The organism is Cellulomonas carbonis, from assembly GCF_014636275.1.
In the GTDB taxonomy this organism is placed as follows: Bacteria; Actinomycetota; Actinomycetes; order Actinomycetales; family Cellulomonadaceae; genus Actinotalea; species Actinotalea carbonis.
In genome coordinates this window covers 34,097-50,369 of the sequence record NZ_BMEB01000009.1, presented here as the reverse complement: position 1 = coordinate 50,369, position 16,273 = coordinate 34,097, and the positions used below count along the sequence as shown (strand labels likewise).

The 16,273-nt window shown below is 74.7% G+C and carries 16 protein-coding genes; 13 read left to right on the top strand and 3 right to left on the bottom strand.

The features are described 5' to 3' along the window. Position 1 precedes the first annotated feature (1 nt). Positions 2-1,279 carry a Fic family protein gene (locus IEV86_RS16750; RefSeq protein ID WP_229734711.1) on the bottom strand — a complete coding sequence of 426 codons (1,278 nt, stop codon included), beginning with the start codon at positions 1,277-1,279 and terminating at the stop codon, positions 2-4. Between the two features lie 154 nt (positions 1,280-1,433). Between IEV86_RS16750 and IEV86_RS16745 the strand changes: the two genes are divergently transcribed. Genes IEV86_RS16745 through IEV86_RS16710 form a run of 8 tightly spaced genes read left to right on the top strand, consistent with a single transcriptional unit; the run spans position 1,434 to position 8,220 of the window. Continuing rightward, on the top strand, positions 1,434-2,603 hold the full coding sequence (locus tag IEV86_RS16745) for a 4Fe-4S dicluster domain-containing protein (RefSeq protein WP_081978808.1): 1,170 nt from the start codon (positions 1,434-1,436) through the stop codon (positions 2,601-2,603). After that, a complete protein-coding gene (locus IEV86_RS16740; protein ID WP_043607718.1) occupies positions 2,600-3,466 on the top strand; it encodes an FAD/NAD(P)-binding protein in 867 nt (288 codons plus the stop codon). The genes IEV86_RS16745 and IEV86_RS16740 overlap by 4 nt, the downstream gene beginning before the upstream one ends. Then, the gene (locus IEV86_RS16735) at positions 3,466-4,368 is read left to right on the top strand and encodes an NADH-quinone oxidoreductase subunit B family protein (RefSeq protein WP_081978810.1); all 903 of its coding nucleotides are present in this window, start codon (positions 3,466-3,468) and stop codon (positions 4,366-4,368) included. Before IEV86_RS16740 ends, IEV86_RS16735 begins: the two co-directional genes overlap by 1 nt. Continuing rightward, positions 4,365-5,675, top strand: a complete 1,311-nt coding sequence (locus IEV86_RS16730) for a Ni/Fe hydrogenase subunit alpha (RefSeq protein ID WP_043607716.1) — start codon at positions 4,365-4,367, stop codon at positions 5,673-5,675. The genes IEV86_RS16735 and IEV86_RS16730 overlap by 4 nt, the downstream gene beginning before the upstream one ends. Continuing rightward, positions 5,672-6,172, top strand: a complete 501-nt coding sequence (locus tag IEV86_RS16725) for a hydrogenase maturation protease (RefSeq protein WP_043607714.1) — start codon at positions 5,672-5,674, stop codon at positions 6,170-6,172. Before IEV86_RS16730 ends, IEV86_RS16725 begins: the two co-directional genes overlap by 4 nt. Next, positions 6,159-6,458 (top strand): HypC/HybG/HupF family hydrogenase formation chaperone, encoded by a 300-nt coding sequence (locus IEV86_RS16720; RefSeq protein ID WP_043607712.1) that lies wholly within the window; start codon positions 6,159-6,161, stop codon positions 6,456-6,458. Before IEV86_RS16725 ends, IEV86_RS16720 begins: the two co-directional genes overlap by 14 nt. Then, positions 6,455-7,402: a DMT family transporter gene (locus IEV86_RS16715; protein WP_043607711.1), complete on the top strand. Its 948-nt coding sequence runs from the start codon at positions 6,455-6,457 to the stop codon at positions 7,400-7,402. The genes IEV86_RS16720 and IEV86_RS16715 overlap by 4 nt, the downstream gene beginning before the upstream one ends. Continuing rightward, complete coding sequence (locus tag IEV86_RS16710; protein ID WP_043607728.1) at positions 7,402-8,220, top strand: DUF6390 family protein; 819 nt, start codon at positions 7,402-7,404, stop codon at positions 8,218-8,220. Before IEV86_RS16715 ends, IEV86_RS16710 begins: the two co-directional genes overlap by 1 nt. Before the next feature lie 24 nt (positions 8,221-8,244). Here IEV86_RS16710 and IEV86_RS16705 read toward each other — a convergent pair whose 3' ends face one another. Further along, the gene (locus IEV86_RS16705; RefSeq protein WP_188484775.1) at positions 8,245-10,722 is read right to left on the bottom strand and encodes a sigma-70 family RNA polymerase sigma factor; all 2,478 of its coding nucleotides are present in this window, start codon (positions 10,720-10,722) and stop codon (positions 8,245-8,247) included. Positions 10,723-10,923: 201 nt separating this feature from the next. Between IEV86_RS16705 and IEV86_RS16700 the strand changes: the two genes are divergently transcribed. The 5 genes from IEV86_RS16700 to IEV86_RS16680 all read left to right on the top strand — a co-directional run bounded on the left by IEV86_RS16700 (position 10,924) and on the right by IEV86_RS16680 (position 15,699). Then, positions 10,924-11,442 (top strand): hydrogenase maturation protease, encoded by a 519-nt coding sequence (locus IEV86_RS16700; RefSeq protein ID WP_052426516.1) that lies wholly within the window; start codon positions 10,924-10,926, stop codon positions 11,440-11,442. Between the two features lie 244 nt (positions 11,443-11,686). Beyond that, the gene (locus IEV86_RS16695; protein ID WP_052426517.1) at positions 11,687-13,093 is read left to right on the top strand and encodes an ABC transporter substrate-binding protein; all 1,407 of its coding nucleotides are present in this window, start codon (positions 11,687-11,689) and stop codon (positions 13,091-13,093) included. Next, positions 13,093-14,091: a carbohydrate ABC transporter permease gene (locus IEV86_RS16690; protein ID WP_081978915.1), complete on the top strand. Its 999-nt coding sequence runs from the start codon at positions 13,093-13,095 to the stop codon at positions 14,089-14,091. The genes IEV86_RS16695 and IEV86_RS16690 overlap by 1 nt, the downstream gene beginning before the upstream one ends. Beyond that, positions 14,088-15,029: a carbohydrate ABC transporter permease gene (locus IEV86_RS16685; protein WP_229734710.1), complete on the top strand. Its 942-nt coding sequence runs from the start codon at positions 14,088-14,090 to the stop codon at positions 15,027-15,029. The genes IEV86_RS16690 and IEV86_RS16685 overlap by 4 nt, the downstream gene beginning before the upstream one ends. Before the next feature lie 7 nt (positions 15,030-15,036). Further along, on the top strand, positions 15,037-15,699 hold the full coding sequence (locus IEV86_RS16680; RefSeq protein ID WP_081978916.1) for a LacI family DNA-binding transcriptional regulator: 663 nt from the start codon (positions 15,037-15,039) through the stop codon (positions 15,697-15,699). On the opposite strand, the gene IEV86_RS16675 is transcribed toward IEV86_RS16680, so the two are convergent. Then, positions 15,696-16,256, bottom strand: coding sequence for a GNAT family N-acetyltransferase (locus IEV86_RS16675; RefSeq protein WP_043609505.1), 561 nt, complete (start codon positions 16,254-16,256; stop codon positions 15,696-15,698). The genes IEV86_RS16680 and IEV86_RS16675 overlap by 4 nt on opposite strands. Positions 16,257-16,273: the final 17 nt, after the last annotated feature.

Below are 16,273 nucleotides of genomic sequence, written 5' to 3'. Positions count from 1 at the left end.
GTCACCAGCCGCGATGGCCTGAACGGGCGGCGAAGCGGTCCATCGCGGCGAGGATCTCCGGCGCCTGCCACACCCGGTCACGCATGCCGCGGCCGACCTGCTCCAGCACTCCGTCCTCGACGAGCCGGTCGATCGCGAGCTGCGCGTTGACAGGGGTCACGCCGAGCTTCTCCGCGGCGAGGCGCACGTCCACGACGGGCCGGGTGGTCACGAGGTCGGCGAGCGCCCAGGCGGCCGCGCCTCGGCGCGCGCGGATGCGGTCATCCCAGACCGCGCGCGCGCCCGTGACGTCGGCGATGAGCATGCGCGAGCTCGCCAGGGCAGGGAACACCGCCTCGCAGACCTGCACGACGACGGGTTCGACGTCTCCGGACCGGTAGACGGTCAGGGCCTCGAAGTACCGGTCGGTGTCCGTCAGGAGGCCTGCGGACACCGGGACGATCGCCTCCCTCGTCAGGCCACCGTGGCGGAGCTGGGCGTGCAGGAGCGCCCGGCCGGTGCGGCCGTTGCCGTCGGGGAACGGGTGGATGGACTCGAACTGGGCATGCGTCAGCGCCGCCTGGGCGAGCAGCGGCATGTCGTCGCGGGACATGAACGCAACGAGGTCGTCGATGGCGGCGGGTACGCGTCGATGCACGGGTGCGACGAACGCGGCGCCGTGCGGGCTCCGCGAGCTTCCCCCGATCCAGACCTGGTCGGCACGCCAGCGCCCCGCGACCGCGGACGCGTGCCCGGCCATGAGCGCCCGGTGCATCTCGAGGATGGCCTGGCCGTCGAGGTGGTCGACCGCGGCGAGAGCTCGGGTCATCGCGGTGACGGTGGCGACGATCTCGTCAGCGTTCGCGCGCCCCTTGCGTCCCAGCTCGGCCATGGCAATGGCCTTCGAGGACGACGTCAGGTTCTCGATCTGCGACGAGCTCGCTGCCTCGGTGCGCAGCAGGAGCGCGGCGAACGACGTCGTGGCCGCGTGCGTCTCGCCGTCGAAGCGCGCGATCTCCGCGGAGGCCTCGGCGACGAGCGCGGCGACCTGCGACGACAGGTGGACCGACGCGTCGGCGATCCGCGGCGCGACGGCGGCCTCGTATGGTCCGGAGTGTGCGCTGCGCCCGGCGCGCGGCCCGTAGTCGGCGTCGGCGGGCCGCCACTCGACGATCTCGGTGGTGAAGGACGGCCACGAGGTCGGAGCAGGCTGAGGTGTCTCGGTGCGCGGCGGCACGGGAGCGTGCGGGCTCGCCGGGGTTCGTCCCCTGGACGGGTCGGTGCGGGGATCCGTTGGCACCGCCTGACCGTAGCATCGGATGTGCGCTTATCCGTTGTTAAGCCCACGTGTTCAGAACGGTTGGCTGCCTCGGGACGCTCCTTACCCCGAGCCGAAGGTCCCTGGCCCTCCCACCGACGCCCTGCCACGGTGGGAGGGTCTCCAGGAGGCCGCCATGGACAGGCGAGCGCAGATCATCGACGTCCAGGGCCTCCAGGACCTCGTCGAGGCCCTGCTGGCCCGGGGCTACACCGTCGTGGGACCCACGGTCCGCGACGGCGCGGTGGTGCTCGGCCCGATCTCGGGCGTCGACGACCTGCCGCGCGGGGTGCACGACCGGCAGGACGCCGCCCTCTACCGCCTCGAGACCCGCGACGACGACGCCCTGTTCGGCTACGCCGCCCCGGTCCAGGGCGCCAAGCCGGTGTTCTTCCCGGCCGACGAGCTGCTGTGGCGCGCGCACCGCTCACCCGACGGCTTCGACGTCGAGGACCCCGACGGTGAGCGTCCCGGTCCCGTCGCCCTGATCGGGGCGCGCGCGTGCGACCTCACGGCCGTCGACATCCACGACGAGGTGCTCATGCGCCGCCGCTACGTCGACGACCACTACGCGCGCCGTCGCGCGGGGACGTTCGTCGTCGCGGTCGCGTGCGGTGAGCCCGGCGGCACCTGCTTCTGCGCGTCCGTCGGCACCGGCCCGTGCCCGCGGACCGGCTACGACCTGCTCCTCACCGAGCTGCTCGAAGCTGAACACCACTTCCTCGTCGAGGTCGGGACCTCGCGCGGCGCCGACGTCCTCGCCGACGTGCCGACCACCGTCGCGACGCCGTCGGACGTCACGGCCGCCGGCGACGTCGTCGCGCGCGCGACCGAGCGCATGGGCCGCACGCTCGAGACCGAGGGCCTGCGCGACCTGCTGTACGCGAGCGCCGAGAGCCCGCGCTGGGACGACGTCGCCTCACGCTGCCTCGCGTGCACGAGCTGCACGCTCGTGTGCCCGACGTGCTTCTGCACCTCGGTCGGCGACGTCACGGACCTCACCGGCGACGTCGCCGAGAGACACCGCGTGTGGGACTCGTGCTTCTCCGAGCAGTTCTCCTACATCCACGGCGGCGCGCTGCGCAGCGAGACCCGCTCGCGCTACCGCCAGTGGATGACGCACAAGCTCGGCTCGTGGCAGGACCAGTTCGGGATGCTGGGCTGCGTGGGCTGCGGACGCTGCATCACGTGGTGCCCCGCCGCGATCGACATCACCGCCGAGGCCGCGGCCCTCCGCGCCGCCGCACCACCACCGGGCCCACCCGCCGCCCCACCCGTCCCGGTGCCGACGGGGGTCCGGCCATGACCAGCGTCCTCGACCCGCAGCCGACGACGGCCCCCGAGGCCGCCGACCCCATGACGCCCGTCCCGTACCGCCTCGAACGGCTCCGCCAGGACACGCGCGACACGTTCACGCTCGAGCTCGAACCCGTCGCCGGACCGCCGCTCGCGTACCGCGCGGGCCAGTTCACGATGCTCGACGCGTTCGGCGTCGGCGAGGTGCCCATCTCGATCAGCGGCGACCCCACGCGCCCGGGCCCGCTCGAGCACACGATCCGCGACGTCGGCGTCGTCACCCACGCGCTCGTCACCGCGGAGGAGGGGGCGGTCCTCGGCGTCCGCGGCCCCTTCGGCACGACGTGGGACGTCGCCGACGGGGAGGGAGGCGACGTCGTCCTCGTCGCGGGCGGCATCGGGCTCGCGCCGCTGCGGCCCGCGCTCCTGGAGCTGATCGGGCACCGCGACCGGTACGGACGCGTCGTCCTGCTCTACGGCGCGCGCACGCCCGAGGACATCCTGTTCGGCGACGAGCTGCGCACCTGGGCGGTCGACCACGGCGTCACCGTCGAGGTCACCGTGGACAACGGGCAGCACGCGTGGCGTGGCAAGGTCGGGCTCGTCACGCACCTCGTCCCGCGCGCGGGCTTCGACGCGCGCAACACCCTCGCCCTGGTCTGCGGGCCCGAGGTGATGATGCGGTACGCCGCCTCGGCGCTCGTCGACCGCGGCGTCCCCGCAGGCCGAGTGCGCCTGTCCATGGAGCGCAGCATGAAGTGCGGCGTCGGCCTGTGCGGCCACTGCCAGCTGCGCGAGCTCTTCGTCTGCGTCGACGGACCCGTGCTCACCTACGACCGCCTCGCCCCCCTGCTCACGTGCCGGGAGCTGTGATGACCACGACCCTGCCCGTGCTGCCGGTCCCGCACGTCCCGGCCCGCGCACCCCACGCGATGCCGACCCTCGCGGTGTGGAAGTTCGCGTCGTGCGACGGGTGCCAGCTCACGCTCCTCAACTGCGAGGACGAGCTCATGGCGCTCGCGGGTCGCATCCGCATCGCGTACTTCCCCGAGGCGACGCGCGCCGTCGTCGACGGACCGTACGACGTGTCGCTCGTCGAGGGCTCGGTGACCACGCCCGAGGAGATCGAGCGCATCGGCCACATCCGCGAGATGTCCCGCACGCTCGTGACGATCGGCGCGTGCGCGTCCGCCGGCGGCATCCAGGCGCTGCGCAACTTCGGCGACGTCGCCGAGTTCCGGTCCGTCGTCTACGCGCACCCCGAGTACCTGTCGACGCTCGCGCGCTCGACGCCCATCTCGGCGCACGTGAGCGTCGACTTCGAGCTGCGCGGCTGCCCCGTCGACAAGGGGCAGCTCCTCGAGGTGCTGTCCGCGTACATCCAGGGCCGACGCCCGCGCATCCCGACCTACAGCGTGTGCGTCGAGTGCAAGCGCCGCGGAGCCGTGTGCGTGACGGTCGCGCACGGGACGCCGTGCCTGGGTCCCGTGACCCAGGCCGGCTGCGGCGCGCTCTGCCCGGCGTTCGCGCGCGGCTGCTACGGCTGCTTCGGCCCGCAGGACACCCCGAACACGGCCGCCCTCGCGGACCGCCTGCTCGCGGGCGGCATGGCGCCCGTCGACGTCATGCGGATCTACCGCACGTTCAACGCGGCGTCCGAGCCCTTCCGCCGCGAGAGCGAGCGCCACGAGCCCGGGCCCGACGACGACGCGCGCGACGACGCGCCCCACGACGCGGCCGCCGACGCACGCCCCGAGCGGGAGGTGCCGCGATGACCCACAAGCTGAGCGACGGCGGTCAGGTGCTCGAGGTCGGCACGCTCGCGCGCGTCGAGGGCGAGGGCGGCATGCACATCTCGTTCCGCGACGGCCGGGTCGAGGACGTGCAGCTGCGCATCTACGAGCCGCCGCGGTTCTACGAGGGGTTCCTGCGCGGCCGCGCCTGGACCGAGCCGCCCGACATCACCGCGCGCATCTGCGGCATCTGCCCCGTGGCCTACCAGTTCAGCTCGTGCCTCGCGATCGAGGACGCGTGCGGCGTCACCGTCCCCGACGCGATCCGGACCGTGCGCCGGCTCCTGTACTGCGGTGAGTGGATCGAGAGCCACGCGCTGCACGTGTTCCTCCTGCACGCCCCCGACTTCCTCGGGTACGACGGCGCGATCGAGATGGCGCGCGACCACCCGCACGTCGTCGAGATGGGCCTGCGGATCAAGAAGGCCGGCAACGACCTCATGACGGTCGTCGGCGGGCGGTCCGTGCACCCGGTGAACGTGCGCGTCGGCGGCTTCTACCGGATGCCGACGCGCGTCGAGCTGCACCGCCTGCGGCCCGCGCTCGCCCGCGCGCTCGACGACGCCGTCGCGACCGTGAGCCTCGTCGCGACCTTCGACGTCCCCGACTGGGAGCAGCCCTGGACCTACCTGTCGCTGCGCCCCGACCACGGCTACCCGATCGAGGGCGGGCGCGTCGTCACCTCGACCGGCGCCGACTGGGACGTCCGCGACTTCCCGCAGCACGTCACCGAGGTGCACGTCCCGCACTCGACCGCGCTGCACGCACGGCTCGACGGCGAGGACACCCCGTACGTCGTCGGGCCGCTCGCCCGGTACACGCTCAACCACCACCGGCTCTCACCCCTCGCCAAGGACGTCGCGCACGAGGCCGGCCTCGGGTCGACGTGCCGCAACCCGTTCCGCTCGATCGTCGTGCGGTCCGTCGAGCTCGTGTACGCGCTCGAGGAGGCGCTGCGGATCGTCGACGCGTGGGCCGACGGCGTCGCACCGTCCGTCCCCGTCCCGGCGCGCGCGGGGGAGGGCTTCGGCGCGACCGAGGCGCCCCGAGGCGTCCTGTTCCACCGCTACCGGCTCGACGACGACGGGACGATCCTCGACGCGCAGATCGTCCCGCCGACGTCGCAGAACCAGCCGAGCATCGAGGCGGACCTGCGCGTGATGGCCGAGCGGTGGACGGTGCTGTCCGACGACGACCTGTCCCACCGGTGCGAGCACGCGATCCGCAACTACGACCCGTGCATCTCCTGCGCGACGCACTTCCTCGACCTGAGGGTGGAGCGGTCATGAGCGCGCTCGTCGTCGGGCTCGGCAGCCCCGACCGCGGCGACGACGCGGTCGGGCCCGCCGTCGCGCGCGGCGTCGCGGCGCTCGGCCTGCCGGGCGTGCGCGTGCTGACGCACGAGGACCCCACGGACCTCGTCGAGCTGTGGACGGGCGCCGAGCTGGCCGTCGTCGTGGACGGCGTCCGCTCGGGTGCGCCGGCCGGGACGCTGCACGTGGTCGACGCGGGCGTGGGCACGCGGGGACTCGCCCATCCCTGGACGGCCACGGCGCACGGCGGCACGCACGCGTTCGGGCTCGCCACGGCCGTCGAGCTCGCGCGCGCGCTCGACCGGCTCCCGCCGCGGCTCGTCGTCGTGGGCGTGGAGGTCGCGGTGCTCGACCACGGGGCGCCGTTGAGCGGTCCGGTGGCGCACGCCGTCGGGCCGGCGGTCGACGCGGTCGCCGACCTCGTGGCACCCGTGCGCTCCGCCGCCTCGGAGGTGCCCCGTGTGCGTCGGTGAGGTGGTCCGCGTGCGCGAGGTGCTGCCGGGCAGGCACGTCGTCGTCGACGGCGCCCGGACGCTGCGCGTCTCGCTCCTCGCGCTCGACGGACCGGTCGTCGAGGGCGACTGGTTGCTCGTGCACGCCGGCCTCGCGCTCGAGCGGCTCACGGACGACGAGGCCCGGGACGCGCTCGCGCTCCGCGCGGGCGACGAGCCGCCCGACGAGCCACCCGCCGACGGACCGTCCGCCGACGGACTGCCCGCCGACCCCCGTCCGGACGCACCGACAGGAGACCCGACATGACCGGCACCCGACGCACCGGACTGCTCCTCGCGCTCACGACGGCCTGCATCAGCGGCGTGGCCGTCTTCCTCAACGGCTACGGCGTGCGGGCGTTCGGCGACGCGACCGCCTACACGACGACCAAGAACCTCGTCGCGGCCGCGGTGCTGCTGGCGGTCGTCGCCGCCGGCCGCGGCGGGTCGGCGCGCCTGACCCGCCCGACGACGACGCGCGCGTGGGTCGGGCTCGGCCTCGTCGCCGTCGTCGGCGGCAGCGTGCCGTTCGTGCTGTTCTTCGAGGGGCTCGCGCGCGCCTCGTCGAGCCAGTCGGCGTTCCTGCACAAGACGCTGCTCGTCTGGGTCGCGCTGCTCGCGGTCCCGCTGCTGAAGGAGCGGATCACGGCCTGGCACGGCATCGCGTTCCTGCTGCTCGTCGTCGGGCAGGTCGGGCTGGTCGGCGGCGTGCCGGCCGGCCTCGCGTCCGGTGAGCTCATGGTGCTCGCGGCGACGCTGCTGTGGGCGGTCGAGGTCGTGCTGGCCAAGCGGCTGCTGAGCGGTCTGTCGGCGTGGACCCTCGGCGTGGCCCGCATGGCGGGCGGCTCGGTCGTCCTCGTCGCGTGGTCCGGCGCGCGCGGGCACCTCGACGGACTCGGCGCGGTCGACGCCGTCGCGTGGGGCTGGGTGCTCGTCACGGGCCTCGTGCTGGCCGGATACGTCGCGACGTGGTTCGCCGCGCTCGCCCGCGCGCAGGCGGTCGACGTCACGGCCGTGCTCGTCGTCGCCGCACCCGTCACGGCGGTCCTCGCCGCGGCCGTCGAGGGCGTCTCACCCGCGCCGCAGGCGGGGTGGCTGCTCATGGTGCTCGCCGGGACCGCGGTGATCGCGTGGCGCGGGTGGGCGCACCCCGCGCTGCCGACGACGCCGCCGCTCACCGGCCTGCCGGCCCGGCCGGCCGCGGGGCCGTGATGTCCGTCGACGGGCCGGTGCTGTTCGCCCGCTACGCCTACCCGCCCAACTCCCTCGGGTACTGCGGCCCGGACGCGGGCCGTGAGCTGCTCGAGCGCGTCAGCGCCGCGACCGCCGCGCCGGCACCGGACGGCGCGACGACGTCGCCGACCGTGCGGCCCGACGACGGCGGGCTCCGACGGCTCGCGCGGTCGTTCGAGGGCGCATGGCCGTACCTCGAGCTGATCGCGCACGAGAACGGCCTCGCCGACCCGCTCGACCCCCGCGTGGTGGAGGCCTACTGGGTCGGCAACCACCTCCTGCGGTCCGTCACCCCGCGCGCCTTCGGGGAGTGCCTCGCCACGCGGTTCCGCGGCCACGGACGCGCCGTGTGGTCGGGCGTGAGCGACGCGCTAGCGACGGGCCTCGCCGGAGCGCCGCACCACGGCTTCCACGTGCTCGCGGTCTACCCGTGGGTCGGCCTGCTCCGCTCGGGCGCACGGGACGAGCCGCTGCGGGTGCTGGACCGCTGCCGGGTCCGGCCCGGCCAGGTGGTCCAGGTCTCCGCCGATCGGGCGCTGGTCCGGTCCCGGCCGCTCCGCTGGGACGGGCACCGCCTCACCGAGGGGCCGCCCGTGCTCGAGGAGGTCGTCCGGGCTCGTGACGGGTACGGCCTCGCGCCCGGGCTCGCGCCGGGCGACTGGTGCTCGATGCACTGGGACTGGGTGTGCGACCGGCTCGACCGGCGGGGCGTCGTCGCGCTGCGGTGGTGGACGGCGCGCCAGCTCGACCTGGTCGACGCGCTCGCCCGACCGCCCGGGGTGCTCGCCGACGCGTGACCCGCCCGGAGGCGCCGAGCCCGCTCAGACCCGACCGGGCGGGGTGGGGCAGCCCTCGGGCCGACCGGGTGCGCCCGTCGCGGGGGCGCCGTCGCGTCCGGCGCGCTCCGCGCCTCGTGCCGACGCCTCGGTGCCGCACGAGCCGTCGGCCGCCTGCGCCGGCGGCTGCGCACCCGGTGCCGGGCTGTCCGGCGCGGACGGGTCGGTCGTCGCCGTGCCGCCGTCCGTCGTGGCGTCGTCCGTCGTGCCGCCGTCCGTCGTGGCGTCGTCCGTCGTGCCGCCGTCCGTGACCGCACCGTCCGTCGTCCCCGACGTTCCGCCGGAGGTGACCGTCCCGTCGTCGTCCACGGCGGGGGACGGGTCGGTCGTCGGACCCGGATCGATCGTCCCCGGATCCGACGTCGTCGGTTCGGTCGACGGGTCGCTCGTGGACGGCTCGCTGGTCGACGGGTCCGTGGCGTCCGTCGGTGAGGCCGTGCTCGGGCCGCTCGTGCCGGTCGACGGCGTCGACGTGCCCGCGCCCTCGGGGGCCGTGGCCGTTCCCGACCCGTCCGTCGTGGTGGTGCCCGCGCCCTCGGTGGTCGTCGTCGTCGGGGTGGCGGTGCCCTGGGCGTCGACGGCGAAGGTGGTCCCCGACGAGCCCGACGACGTAGCCGACGGGCTCGTCGCACCCGTGCCGGAGGTGCTGCCCGACGTCGTGCCCGAGGTGCTCCCGGACGTCCCGGTCGAGGTGGCGCCCGTCGTGCTCGACGACCAGGTCGACGCCGTCGTCCCGCCCGACGTCGCCGTCGACGTCCCGCCCGCAGAGGTGGTCCCGCTCGCCGTCGTCCCGGCCGAGGTCGCCCCGGATGTCGCGGGAGCCGTCGTGACCTGCCCGGCCGGATCCGCTGCTGCGGGAAGCGCGACGGTGACCGCGGTGGCGGACCCGACGATCGCCGCGACCGCGATGCCGGCCGCGCTCGCGGCGAGCGACCCGACGGCCGACGCCCCGGCCAGCGCGGTCGTCGCCGCGGCCGTGCCGCCCGCAGCTGCGCCGACGGCGACGCCGGTCGCGGTCCCCGCGACGCCGGTCACGGCCAACGCGGCCGAGGTGGCGACCGACGTCGCCGCCGCTCCGGCCGCTGCGCTCGCCCCGACCGCCGTCGTCGCTCCGGCAGCGCTGGTCACGCCGGCGGCACCGGCCGCTGCGCCCACACCCGCGGCCGCGCTCGCCCCTGCCGCAGCGCTCGCACCCGCGGCCGCGCTCGCCCCTGCCGCAGCGCTCGCCCCGGCAGCAGCGCCCGCGCTCGTCGCTGCGGTCGCTCCTGTGGCGCAGGCGGCCGCGGCCGTCCCGGCGGTCGCTCCCGTTCCGGCGGCGACGGTCGACGCCCCCGCGGCGGCGCCCGTCCCCGCTGCGCAGGCGGCGCCCGCACCCGCACCGGCCCCCGCACCGGCCCCGGCCACGCCTGCACCCCACGCACCCGCGGCCCCGAGTGCCACGTCGCGCACGGCAGCGAGGACGGCGGCGGAGGTCGCGCCGAGCACGGCGGGGGCCACGAGGACGCGCATGGTGCTGCCGACGTCGTCGAGCTCGATGACCCGGGCCTGGCACGGCGTGCAGGTCGCGACGTGCGCCTCCACGCGCGCCGCCTGGCGCTTGCCGAGCCCGCCGCGCACGTACCCGCCGAGGCTGTCGCTCACGGCCGTGCACGCGCGGCTCGCGGGCGCGGGCCCGACGTGCTGCTGCAGGAACGCCTGGCGCAGGCCCTCGCGCGCGCGGTACGCGAGCGCCGCGACCCCGCCCGGCGTCAGACCCAGCACGACGGCGACCTCGGCCGGCTTCCTGCCCTCGATCTCCGTGTACCAGAGGACGGCCTGCCACCGCTCGGGCAGGGACCGGAACGCGCGCGCGGCGGCGCCGCGCTCGAAGTCCCCGAGCACGGCGTCGTCGGATGCCGCCACCGGGTCGGCGGCGCGTTCGAGCGCGTCGGCCTCCACGGGGGCCGTGCGGGACTCGGACGCCGAGCGGTCGACCGCGACGCGGCGCACGACGGTGAAGAGGTACGCCCGGAAGGCGACGTCGGGACCCTGGCCCCGGCCGAGCGCGGACAGCACGCGCTCGAACGCCTCCGCGACGACGTCGTCGGCGTCCGCCTCGGACCGCGTGTAGTGGCGCGCGACGGCGAGCGCGGCCCCGACGTGACGCTCGTAGAGGCACTCGTAGGCCGTCCGGTCGCCCGCGCGCACGGCCGCGATGAGCCCGGCGTCGCTCACGGGCTCCCGCGGTGCGTCGCGCGGTGCCGCGCGCAGCGGTTCGTGAGGGAGCGGTTCGTGAGGGAGCGGTTCGAGGACGTGCGGTGCGCGGAGGGGCTGCGCGTCGAGGGCCGGTGGCGCCTCGTGCGGCGCGGCGAGCCGGGGCGGGACCGGGCGCGGCGTCGGCGCGACGTGCGCACCCTGCGTGCGGGACCTGCGCGTGCCGTGCAGGGCGCGTCGGCGTGCGTGCTGCTCGGCCTCGTCGGTCATGGTCGTCCCAACCGTGTGGCTGCCCCGGAGAGCCAGAGTCTCATGCCGGGGACCTATCGGCACAGGGTGTCCGAGATCGGGCGAACCCGGACGACACGGCCCTAGGTCCTTGGCGCGCGGCCCGTCCGGCTGGGACGGTGGGGGACGGCAGGGGCGCGCAGCTCGTGCGGGGCCCGCAGCACAGCGGTGTGCGGAGGTGTCATGTCACGTCTCGTGATCGGCCTGGGGTCGGCCCGGTGGGCGGACGACGGGGTGGGTCCCGCCGTCGCCGCGGAGGTCGACCGGATGCGGCTGCCCGACGTGCACGTCGTGGTCGAACCGGACGCGCTCGGCCTCATCCCGCGGTGGGACCACGCCGACGTGGTGGTGGTCGTCGACGCCGTCGCGACGGGCGGCGTCCCCGGAGCGCTCACCGTCCACGAGGTGGTCGGCGACGGCGCGGCCGGCACGTCCACGGGTGCGTGGGCCTCGACGTGGTCCCGGCCGGCCGGCCCGCAGCCGTGCGGGCTCGCGGCCGCCGTCGAGCTCGCCCGTGCGCTGCACCGGCTCCCGCGACGGCTCGCCCTGGTGGGGATCGAGGCCGGGTCGTTCGACGACGGGTCCGCGATGAGCCCACCCGTGAGCGCGGCCGTGCCGCGCGCCGCGGCGGTCGCGGCAGCGCTCGTCTCGCTCGGCCTCGACCGGGCACCCGTGGGCGCCGCGCCCGCCGTCGTCGGCTGACCGCGCCGGCCCGCCGGAAGGGGCGGGCCGCCTCCGGATGCCGATGCCCGGGAGTAGTGGTTCCGTTCTCACACGGGCTCCCCGTCGCAGTCAGTAAACGTTGCACCGTTCACCAGCGGCGCTGTCGGCACCGTCGGCACCGTCGGCACGGTCGCCGCCGGTCCGGGTGACTGGGGGACCCGCGGTCCGCCGTCCGGCGGGCCGGTCGCGGGGGCGCGCCCCCGCCGTCCCACGGAGGTGGCAGGTGAGAAGGACCACGACGCGGCGTGCGGCCAGGTGGACCGCTCTCGCGGTGGCCGGAGGCCTCGCGCTCACGGCATGCGCGCAGGGCACCGGAACGGGCGGGGGAGAGGCGGACGACACCGACTTCGACCCCGAGGCCGAGCTCGAGGGCTCCATCAGCATCATGGGGTTCGGCGTCGGCGACGACGTCGCGGAGACCCGCTTCCAGGCCGCCCAGGAGGAGCTCGGCGAGGTCGAGATCGAGCTCGTCGAGGGGGACCTCGACATCCAGCAGTTCCTCTCCGCGGTCGCCTCGGGCAACCCGCCGGACCTGATCTACGCCAACCGCGACCAGATCGGGACCTTCGCGTCGCGCGGCGCCATCGTCCCGCTCGACTCGTGCATCGAGGGCGAGGGGATCGACACCGACGTGTTCCGCGAGCCCGCGCTCGCCCAGGTCACCTTCAACGACTCGGTCTACGGCATCCCGGAGTTCAACCAGGTCCAGGTGCTCATGGCGAACCAGGACCTGCTCGACGCCGCGGGCGTCACCGTCGAGGACCTCAACGGCTCGGACTGGGCCGCGGTCGAGTCCGCGACCGACGCGCTCGTCGTCGGCGAGGGCGGTGGCCTCCAGGTCATCGGCTTCGACAGCAAGCTCCCCGAGTTCCTGCCACTGTGGTCGAAGATCAACGGCGCCGACCTGCTCTCCGAGGACGGCCGCACCGCGCAGCTCGACGACCCGGCCGTCGTCGAGGCGCTCGAGTTCGCGGTCGGCATCTACGACCGCCAGGGCGGGTTCAGCGCCGTCAAGGCCTACCGCGACTCGGCCGACTTCTTCGGGGGCGGCAACCAGTTCGCGACGGGCGTGCTCGGCGCGATGCCGATGGAGCAGTGGTACGTCAACGTGCTCAACGACGTGTCGCCCGACGCCCCCATGGCGTTCGACAGCATGCGCACCAAGGACGGCGACCCGGTCGCGTACGCGTCGGGCTCGGCGTGGGCCGTCCCGGCCGGGACGGACACGGCCGACATCGCGTGCCGCTTCGCGCGCGTCATGACCCAGACCGAGACGTGGATGGCCGCGGCGCAGAACCGCGCCGAGACCCGTGAGGCCGAGGGCCAGCTGTTCACGGGCCTGCTGACCGGCAACGCCGAGGCGGACGAGCAGATCCGCGACGAGTTCATCACCGGCGACGCCCCCGAGCCGTGGGCGTCGGCCATCGAGGCGGTCTACGAGAGCAACGACAGCACCTTCTCGCTCCCCGCGAACCCGGCCGATGCGGAGTTCAAGGCCGCGTGGCAGGACGCCGTCAACCGCGTGCTCAACGGGCAGGCCGAGCCGCAGGCGGCGCTCGAGGAGGCGCAGGAGGAGGCCCAGACCGCGCTCGACGAGGCCTGGGAAGAGTGGGACGCCGAGCAGGACTGATGGCCACCACGACGCACGACGGCGGTGCACCCTCGGGCGCGGCGGGCACCCCGCCGCGCCGGGGGGCGCGCTCCGACGGCGGCCTGCCCCCCGCCGGGCGCGCACGCCGGCGCCGCGACACCCGCGCGGCCCTGCTGTTCATCAGCCCCTGGATCCTGGGCTTCGCAGTCTTCACGCTCTGGCCCGTGATCTACAGCGGGTACCTGTCGTTCACCGACTACGACGTGCTGACCGACCCCGAGTGGGTGGGTCTGGAGAACTACGAGCGCATGCTCGACGACAGCGACGTGCGCCTCGCGCTGTGGAACACGTTCTACTTCACGGCGATCCACGTGCCCCTGCTCGTCGTCGTGTCCCTCGCGCTCGCGCTCCTGCTGAACCAGGCGGGGCGCTCGGCCGGGTTCTTCCGGACGGCGTTCTTCCTGCCGAAGATGACGCCGCCGGTCGCCGTCGGCGTCCTGCTCCTGCTCCTGTTCAACGGGCAGAACGGCCTCATCAACCAGGTGCTCTCGTGGTTCGGGATCCAGGGGCCCGCGTGGACGACGGACCCCGACTGGGTCAAGCCCGGCCTCATCCTCATCAGCCTGTGGTCGGTCGGCTCGTCGGTGATCATCCTGCTCGCCGCGCTGCGCAACGTGCCCCAGGAGCTCTACGACTCCGCGCGGGTGGACGGTGCGGGCTTCTGGCGCGTGACGACGCGGATCACCATCCCGATGATCAGCGGCGCGCTGTTCTTCGTCTTCATCGTCAACTCGATCGCGGGATTCCAGACCTTCACGGAGGCCTACACGGCGTACTTCGGGTCCGGTAACTCGACGTACTCCAACGACGCCGCGCTGTTCTTCGCGATCTACCTGTTCCGGCAGGCGTTCGAGTTCCTCAACATGGGCTACGCGTCCGCCCTGGCGTGGCTGCTGTTCGTGATCATCCTCGCGATCACGCTCGTGCAGCTGCGCGTCTCCAAGCGCTTCGTCTACTACGAGGGGGAGCAGCGGTGAGCGCCACCTCCGGTCCCGGCACCTCGCTCGAGGGCGGCCCGCTCGACGCGGTGGCGCGCGCCGCGGCCGTGGACGCCGTCGGCGGGCTGCCGCCCGAGCGCCGCAAGGCCCGGTTCACCGTCAAGCGCGTCCTGGTCGTGACGGTCCTGGTCCTGCTGACCGTCGTCTTCATCTACCCGTTCGTGTGGCTCGTGAGCGCGTCGTTCAAGCCGCGCGGCGAGGTGTTCGACAACAAGCTGGTCCCCGAGACGTTCACGCTCGACAACTACGTGCAGGTCTGGCAAGAGGCGCCCATGGCGCTCTGGCTGTTCAACACGGTGCTCGTGACGGTGCTCGCGGCGGTGACCGTGACGCTCTCGAGCGCGCTCGTGGCGTGGGGGTTCTCGTACTTCCGCTTCCGCGGGCGCAACGCGCTGTTCGGGCTCGTGCTCGCGACGATGATGCTGCCGGGCGCGGTCACGATGATCCCCACGTTCCTCATCTGGAACGCGCTCGGCCAGGTCGGGACGCTCACGCCCCTGTGGGCCGGGAACCTCTTCGGCTCGGCGTTCTACATCTTCCTGCTGCGGCAGTTCTTCCTCGGGCTGCCGCGGGACGCGTTCGAGGCCGCGACGATCGACGGCGCGAACAACTGGCAGCTCTTCTGGCGGATAGCGCTGCCGCTCACGCGGCCCGCGATCGTCGTGACGCTGCTGTTCGAGTTCCAGGCGGCGTGGACGGATCTCATGCGCCCCCTCATCTACCTGCGCGACTCGAGCACCTTCACGGTGCCGCGCGGTCTCAAGGCCCTCGTCGACCAGTACGGGTTCGGGGGTGAGTGGCACTGGGAGATCATCGTGACGGCGAGCGTCATCACGACCGTGCCGATGATCGTCCTGTTCTTCCTCGGTCAGCGGCACTTCATCGAGGGCATCGCCACGACGGGCTCCAAGGGCTGAGGAGGACATGACCAGGGGGGACGGCACGCGCGGTCCGGTGGCGCTCCCGCCGCACCGCCGGCCGACGATCAAGGACGTCGCGCAGGCCGCGGGGGTGTCGCGGTCCGCGGCGTCGCGTGCGCTCCGGAACGACGGCTACGTCGGGGAGCGCTCGCGCCGTCGCGTCCTCGAAGCGGCGGCCGACCTCGGCTACGTCCCGCACGTCACGGCGCGGTACCTCAAGGAGGGCGTGAGCAGGTGCGTGGGGGTGCTCGTCGCCGACCTGCGTGACCCCGACGGCGCCGCGCTCGCCGCGGGCGTGGCCCGGTCCGCGCGCGACGCCGGGCTCGCGACGATGGTCGCCGACCTCGCCGGACGACCGGGCGACGCGCTCACGTGCCTCACGGACTTCGTCGCCTTCGGCGTCGCGGGGGCCGTCCTCGGGCCGGTCTCCGACGAGCCCGCCACGTACCTCGGGCGGTACGGCATCCCGGTCGTCGAGGTCGGTGAGCGGCTCGCGACGGTCCCGTGCGACGCCGTCGTCGGCGGGGAGCCGTACGACGCCGGACGGGAGGCCGTGCGGTGCCTGCTCGAGCGTTTCGCCGAGCCCGACCGCCCGGCGGCCGTGGTGACCCTCCCGCCCGGCGGGCACGGTGACGACGGGTCCGGCGCGCGCGCCTCGGGGTTCTAGCGGGCCGGCTGCGCGACGAGCGGGAGGACGTCGAGCGCGTCGACGTCGGGCACGGGGTCGGTGCGCAGCCGCGCGTGGGTCTCGACGTCGAACCGCTCGCTGCCGTACCGCAGCTTGGCGCGCTCGACCCCCTCGGCCGCGAAGCCCGCGGCGTGCGCGACGCGGCACGAGGCGGGGTTGTTGGTGCGGTGCGCCAGCTCGAGCCGGTGCAGGTCGAGCTCGTCGAACGCCCAGCGGCTCACCGACGCGAGCGCGCGCGTCGCGAGGCCCCTGCCGCGCACGCTCGCGCGCAGCCAGTACGAGACCCACGCCGTGTCGTGCACGTGCTCGACGTGGCTCAGGCCGATGTTCCCGACGGCGCGCCCGTCGACGGTGATCGCGAGCTGGAACGTGCGCGGGCCCCACGGCTCGAGGTGCTCCGCGACGAACGCCGCGCCCGAGTCGGCTGCGGTCACGTCCGCACCGCCGAGCTGGCGCGCGAGGTCGGGGCTCTCGACGACGGCGCCGGCGAGGTCGCCGCCGTCAGCCGTCGTCCACCGCCGGAGCACCACCGCCATGGGAACCGATGCTCGCA